Annotated in this window: 8 protein-coding genes; 2 read left to right on the top strand and 6 right to left on the bottom strand. The window is 67.0% G+C overall.

All coding sequences use genetic code 11. From position 1 onward, the window contains the following. The coding region (locus LWF15_RS38025; protein ID WP_232815434.1) for a TetR/AcrR family transcriptional regulator at positions 1-224 on the bottom strand (224 nt) is incomplete at its 3' end. A gap of 94 nt (positions 225-318) precedes the next feature. Between LWF15_RS38025 and LWF15_RS35680 the strand changes: the two genes are divergently transcribed. Together LWF15_RS35680 and LWF15_RS35685 are read left to right on the top strand one after the other, a co-directional pair. Beyond that, the gene (locus LWF15_RS35680) at positions 319-1,068 is read left to right on the top strand and encodes an SDR family NAD(P)-dependent oxidoreductase (protein WP_232815435.1); all 750 of its coding nucleotides are present in this window, start codon (positions 319-321) and stop codon (positions 1,066-1,068) included. Between the two features lie 28 nt (positions 1,069-1,096). Then, entirely contained in the window at positions 1,097-1,456 is a 360-nt protein-coding gene (locus LWF15_RS35685; protein ID WP_232815436.1) for a nuclear transport factor 2 family protein, read from the top strand. Here the strand turns inward: LWF15_RS35685 and LWF15_RS35690 are convergent. The 5 genes from LWF15_RS35690 to LWF15_RS35710 form a co-directional block, all read right to left on the bottom strand. Beyond that, positions 1,425-2,432, bottom strand: coding sequence for a hypothetical protein (locus LWF15_RS35690; protein WP_232815437.1), 1,008 nt, complete (start codon positions 2,430-2,432; stop codon positions 1,425-1,427). The genes LWF15_RS35685 and LWF15_RS35690 overlap by 32 nt on opposite strands. Further along, positions 2,429-3,331, bottom strand: coding sequence for an NAD-dependent epimerase/dehydratase family protein (locus tag LWF15_RS35695; RefSeq protein WP_232815438.1), 903 nt, complete (start codon positions 3,329-3,331; stop codon positions 2,429-2,431). Before LWF15_RS35695 ends, LWF15_RS35690 begins: the two co-directional genes overlap by 4 nt. 8 nt (positions 3,332-3,339) lie before the next feature. Beyond that, positions 3,340-3,975: a MerR family transcriptional regulator gene (locus LWF15_RS35700; RefSeq protein ID WP_332879969.1), complete on the bottom strand. Its 636-nt coding sequence runs from the start codon at positions 3,973-3,975 to the stop codon at positions 3,340-3,342. Positions 3,976-4,010: 35 nt separating this feature from the next. Continuing rightward, positions 4,011-4,835, bottom strand: coding sequence for a class I SAM-dependent methyltransferase (locus LWF15_RS35705; protein ID WP_232815440.1), 825 nt, complete (start codon positions 4,833-4,835; stop codon positions 4,011-4,013). A gap of 9 nt (positions 4,836-4,844) precedes the next feature. After that, positions 4,845-5,121 (bottom strand): hypothetical protein (locus LWF15_RS35710; RefSeq protein WP_232815441.1); only part of this gene is annotated, 277 nt, incomplete at its 5' end.

Here is a 5,121-nt window from a genome sequence, read left to right on the forward strand (position 1 = left end):
TAGGCCATGTCCACCTCGGCGTATCGGGCCACGGCGCGGTGGAAGAGCTGCTCCTTGTTGCCGTAGGCCGCATAGAGGCTGGGACGGTTGATCCCCATGGCCGAGGTGAGATCGCTCAGCGAGGTGCCGTCGTAGCCGTGCCTCCAGAACACCTCGACCGCGCGGTCCAGGGCCTGGTCGGCGTCGAACCCCCGTGGTCGTCCCCGCTCCGCTGTTGTGCTCACGATCACAGCCTAACTGCTCGGTACAGAAATAAACGCCGCCCAGCGCCGGTTCCTGATATCCGTATCGCTCAGTACAGATATAGGGAGCAGGACGATGGGACAGCTGGACGGCAAGACGGCACTGGTCACCGGAGCCACCTCGGGCATCGGGCTCGCCGCGGCCCAGAAACTGGCGGACGAGGGCGCACACGTCTTCGTCACCGGCCGCCGCCAAGAGACACTCGACCTGGCGGTGGCCCAGATCGGTGAGCGGGCAACCGGAATCAGCGCCGACGTGGCCGACCTGGACGCGCTCGACCGGGTGATGGAGACCATCCGTCAGCACGGCCTCGGACTCGACGTGCTCTTCGCCAACGCCGGCGGCGGAGAGTTCGCAGCCCTGGAAGACATCTCCTGGGAGCACTACGCGAGCACCTTCAACACCAACGTGGGCGGCACGATCTTCACCGTGCAGAAGGCTCTGCCCCTGCTCAACCGCGGCGCCTCGGTGATCATCACCAGTTCCAACATCGACGTGAAGGCCAGCCCGTCGTTCAGCGTCTACGCCGCCTCGAAGGCCGCGCTGCGCTCCTTCACCCGGTCCTGGGCGGCAGAACTGGCCGGCCGGAACATCCGGGTGAACAGCATCGCCCCCGGGCCGATCGGGACACCGGGGCTGCGCGGACTGGCCGCGGACGAGGCCGGAGCCGACGCTCTGCTGGACGGGCTGGCCTCGGGGGTTCCGATGGGGCGTCTGGGACAGCCGCAGGAGATCGCCGACACCGTGCTCTTCCTGGCCGGCAGCACCAGTAGCTTCGTGACGGGGTCACAGATCTACGCCGACGGCGGCGCAAGCCAGTTCTGATCCGTTGCGTCACAAGAAAGAAGGAATCATGGACGAGCAGGTGGCGGCACTGATGCGGGCCAACCTTCACGAGGTCTTCGGTCAGCGTGATCCGCAGGCCCGCGACGATGCGGCCGGGCGCACGTACACCGACGACGTGGTGTTCGCCGACGAGGACGGTGCGGTGACGGGGCGGAAAGCCCTGGTTGCGCGAGCATCGGGGTTGCTCGGTTCGGTGCCGGCGGACTTCGCTTTCACCGAAGACGGACCGTTGTACCAAGGCACCGGAACGGCCGCTCTGGCCTGGCGGTTCGGTCCCCCGACGGGTGAGCCGGCGGCTCGAGGCGTAGACATCGCCACCATCACCGGCGGACGGATCAGTCGCCTGCAGACCCTGCTGGTGCGCTAGGACGCCGGAACCGCCCCCAGGTCAGTCGCCCGAAGAAGCGCGCTGTCGGGGGCGGTGACAGTCCGACACCAACGGCGCCGGCCAGCAATCCTCCGGCAAGGAGCAGTACCCATCCCAGATGAAGTACCGCCCCGGACGGGTGCACCACCGACTGCCCGAGCGCGGCCTGGTAGGTCAGCAGTGCGGTCCCGCCGGCGTACCCGGCCGCGGCGATCACGACGAACCACAAATGGACGATCGGCGCGGCCAGGCGGGGAAGTCGCCGAGTCACGATCTCCAGTAGTAGGGCGAAGAGCGGAAGTGCTTGCAGCGCGTGCATTCCGACGAAGTGGGCCACCCGGTAGTCCCCACCCGTGGTGCTCCATCCGAGCACCGGTATCCCCGGTCCTCCGTCTTCGACGCCGACGGCATGGGCGCCGACGATCCCGGTGGGCGTGTTGATCTGCGCTGAGGTGGGGGCCGTCATGAGGAAGGCGACGCCGATCCCGCCCAGTGCGATGACCACGCCCGCCCGTACGGCGAAGGTCAGTGCCGGAGTTCGCAGGCGCAGGAAGAAGACGGCGAACGATGTGGCGAAAGTACACAGGTACATCGTGGTGATCGCCGCGGCCATCGCTGCCCAGACGCCGGCATGCAGACCGCTCGAAACGTTGAAGTGGCTGGTGGTTCCGCTCGCAGCTGCCAACACGATGAGCACCTGCTCGACGGTGAGGCTGATCGCGATCACCGTGCCCAGCCCTCGGGCGGCAGCCTGCCGGCGGGGTAGGTGGGCGATGAGCCAGGCCCAGGTGGCGGCGTAGATCAGGATGGAGAGGGAGAACTTCAGCGGCTTGGCCCAGGCCGGCGCTCCGAGGATCTCCCGGGAATCCAGGAAAAGGCCTGCAAGGCTGACCAGTACGCAGACAGCCATGAGCGCGGAGACGGTCATCAGGGGGCGGTGCCACGCATAGGCGCGGCGCACCGCCGCAAGCATCATGTCTTCGCCTGAGATGCGGCAATGCCTTCTTCGACCGGCGTGGGCCCGATGCGGAAGGTTTGCTCGAACGCGGCCGAACTGAACACGTAGGGCGCGGTGTACTGGTAGCTCATCTCCAGTGTCTCGCGGGCAGAGCTGTTGAACAGAGCGCCGATTCGCAGGGTGGTCGCGCCCATCACCGAGGTCTGGCCACCGGCCAACTCTATGTACCGGCGCCCGGTCAGAGCGGGAGCGGTGGGCAGGTGCCAGGTGCGGCCACGCGCCTCGTCGTGGGTGCCCAGAACGGCCAGCCCTCGGCCGATGTCGGGTGTGTACGTGAGGGAGTGGGGCTGGTCGGCATTCAGGAGCCAGGTGCCGGACTTGCCCGCGGCGACCTTGTCCAGGGCGAAGGTGTTGAACACGCTGGTCGAGGCACCCGGCCCGTAGAAGTTGGCACTGCGCCCGATGGTCACGGTCAGCCCGCGGTCGGCCGCCTTCTCCAGAAGATCCAGGGCGTCGGCCCGCACCCGGCCCTTCTTGCTGCACGGGTTCACCGGGGTGCTCTCGATCATCGCCCCGTCGACGTGGCCGTAGGCGTACACGTTGTCGAGGTACACCAGATGCGTGCCGTGTTCGAGGGCGGCGTCGATGCTGTTGCGGACGATGACCGGCCATTGCTCGGCCCACACACGCGACGAATACGGCAGCCCAGTCACCAGATAGGCAACCTCGGCCCCGCGTGAAGCACGTGCGACCTCACCGCTGTCGAGCAGGTCAGCGGCCACCGAATTCACCCCCTCGACACTCGAAGGGCGCCGGCCGACTGAAGCAGGCGTGTGGCCCTGAGCAATGAGGGCGCTGAGCGTTTCGCGGCCGACGACACCGTTGCCGCCGAGGACGACATGCTGAGAAGCGTTCATGGCTGCGCTCATTCCGGATCGGGAACGGGGAAGAGGTTGTGCGTGGCATCCTGCTGCGCCAACCGCCGGAGCCCGGCGAAGAGGGGGTCGCCGAGAACCGTTCCGACGAGCATGAGTTCGGCCACCGCATCCGGCTCCTCCAGCCCGGTGAGGGCTTGAAGGTCGGCCGCCGCCGCACTGGCCGCGGCGTCCGCGTAGGCATTCAGATAGTCGTCCGGCGCCCCGAACCCAATGGCCTGCAGTCCGTCGAGAGCCCGGGCCGCAGCCTCGATTCCGGGATTGTCATCGGTGAAACACCAACCCCGGGACACCGCCAGGGCTTCGACGCGACCCCGCGCCGCCTCACTCGCCGGAGACTCCTGAGTCCGCCGAGCACTCATGGCGTGCTGGGCCACCTGAAACGTCTCGGCCAGAGGGGCGCCATCGGCATCCAACGCCGCAATAACCTCTTTCGTGGCCGAGACCGAGAGGCCACCGATCTCCAGCAGCGCCCGGATCAGCCGCACCCGCCGGACATGCGCCTCGTCGTAAACGACCTGGTTCGGCGCCGTTCTGACCCCGGCGGGCAGCAGCCCTTCCCGTTGGTAGTACTTCACTGCGGAGAGCGGGACTTCCGCTCGCTGAGCCAACTCGGATACTCGCACTATCGGATAGTAGCAGTATCCATTGCGGGCATGGCCTACCGGCGCTTGATCGCCTGCAGGGTGTACGAGTGCGGCAACCGCCAGGGCCGGTCCCTGAGCCGGTACTCCCCGCCGGGCAGCTCCTCCATCTGGTTCGGCAGCGCCTCCCAAGGCACGCTGTCGTGTTCGACCAGCATGGTCAGCTGCAGGCCGGCTTCCATCAGCGCGGTGACGATCTCGCCCAGCCCATGGTTCCACTCTGCGCTGCGGGTGTGCTGGAACGTGTGGTCGGTCTCCACGTACGTACCGCCCTCGTCGAAGATCTGGGGCTCGGTGCGCTCGAAGTACGGGTAGCCGATGACGAGCTTGTCGTGATGCGACTCGTCGATGCTCCACAGCATGGGGTGGCCTTCGCGAATGAAGAGCCTGCCACCCGGGCGCAGCATCGCCGCCACCACCTCGGCCCACCGCTTGATGTCCGGAAGCCAGCACAGCGCGCCGATGCCGGTGAAGACCAGGTCGAACTCCCCGGGAGCCAGGACGTTCGCAGCTCCGTAGACGTCGGACTGCACGTAGGTAACATCTGCCCCGGTCTGTTGAGCCAGTGCCCGGGCCTGCTCCAGCGAAGCGGAAGAGAAATCGAGACCCGTCATCTGGGCGCCCAGTCGGTGCAGCGAAAGAGTGTCTGTACCGATGTGGCACTGCAGGTGCAGACCTTTGAGCCCGCGGACGTTGCCGAGCCGGGGAACATCGAAACGGATGACGTTTGAGAGGTGGTCGGGGTCGGTCAGGAACCGCTCGACCCCGTAGTCGGGTGACTGCGCGTGGGGGCGGGCGCGCTCGTCCCAGTTGTCGCGGTTCAGGGCAATCCAATTCTCCACACCGCGACCCTAGTTGCCTGTTCCGAGTTCTGGGATGAACCCGACGGGCTTGCCGCGAGGTTGGACCATCCCCCCGCCGTTGCACTGGTACGTGCAGAGCGATTCCTGCCCGGACAACGCGCCCTTCACGGCGACGGGGTTCGGCTCATCGACGTCGAGAAGGGCGGGTCCCACTTCGCCGGCACCGGGTCTACGAGCTGGTGCCGAGGTTTCCGGCCTTTCAGTGATCTCTGACATACGGGTGGCAAACGCAGTGATGGCGGCCCGCACCACCCTGAGCCTTTTC

It is taken from the genome of Kineosporia rhizophila, from assembly GCF_021277265.1.
Lineage (GTDB): Bacteria > Actinomycetota > Actinomycetes > Actinomycetales > Kineosporiaceae > Kineosporia > Kineosporia rhizophila.

Coding starts and splice junctions, on each gene's coding strand:
- LWF15_RS35685 (WP_232815436.1), top strand. CDS start 1,097: ATGGACGAGCAGGTGGCGGCACTGATGCGGGCCAACCTTCACGAGGTC.
- LWF15_RS35690 (WP_232815437.1), bottom strand. CDS start 2,432: ATGATGCTTGCGGCGGTGCGCCGCGCCTATGCGTGGCACCGCCCCCTG.
- LWF15_RS35695 (WP_232815438.1), bottom strand. CDS start 3,331: ATGAACGCTTCTCAGCATGTCGTCCTCGGCGGCAACGGTGTCGTCGGC.
- LWF15_RS35680 (WP_232815435.1), top strand. CDS start 319: ATGGGACAGCTGGACGGCAAGACGGCACTGGTCACCGGAGCCACCTCG.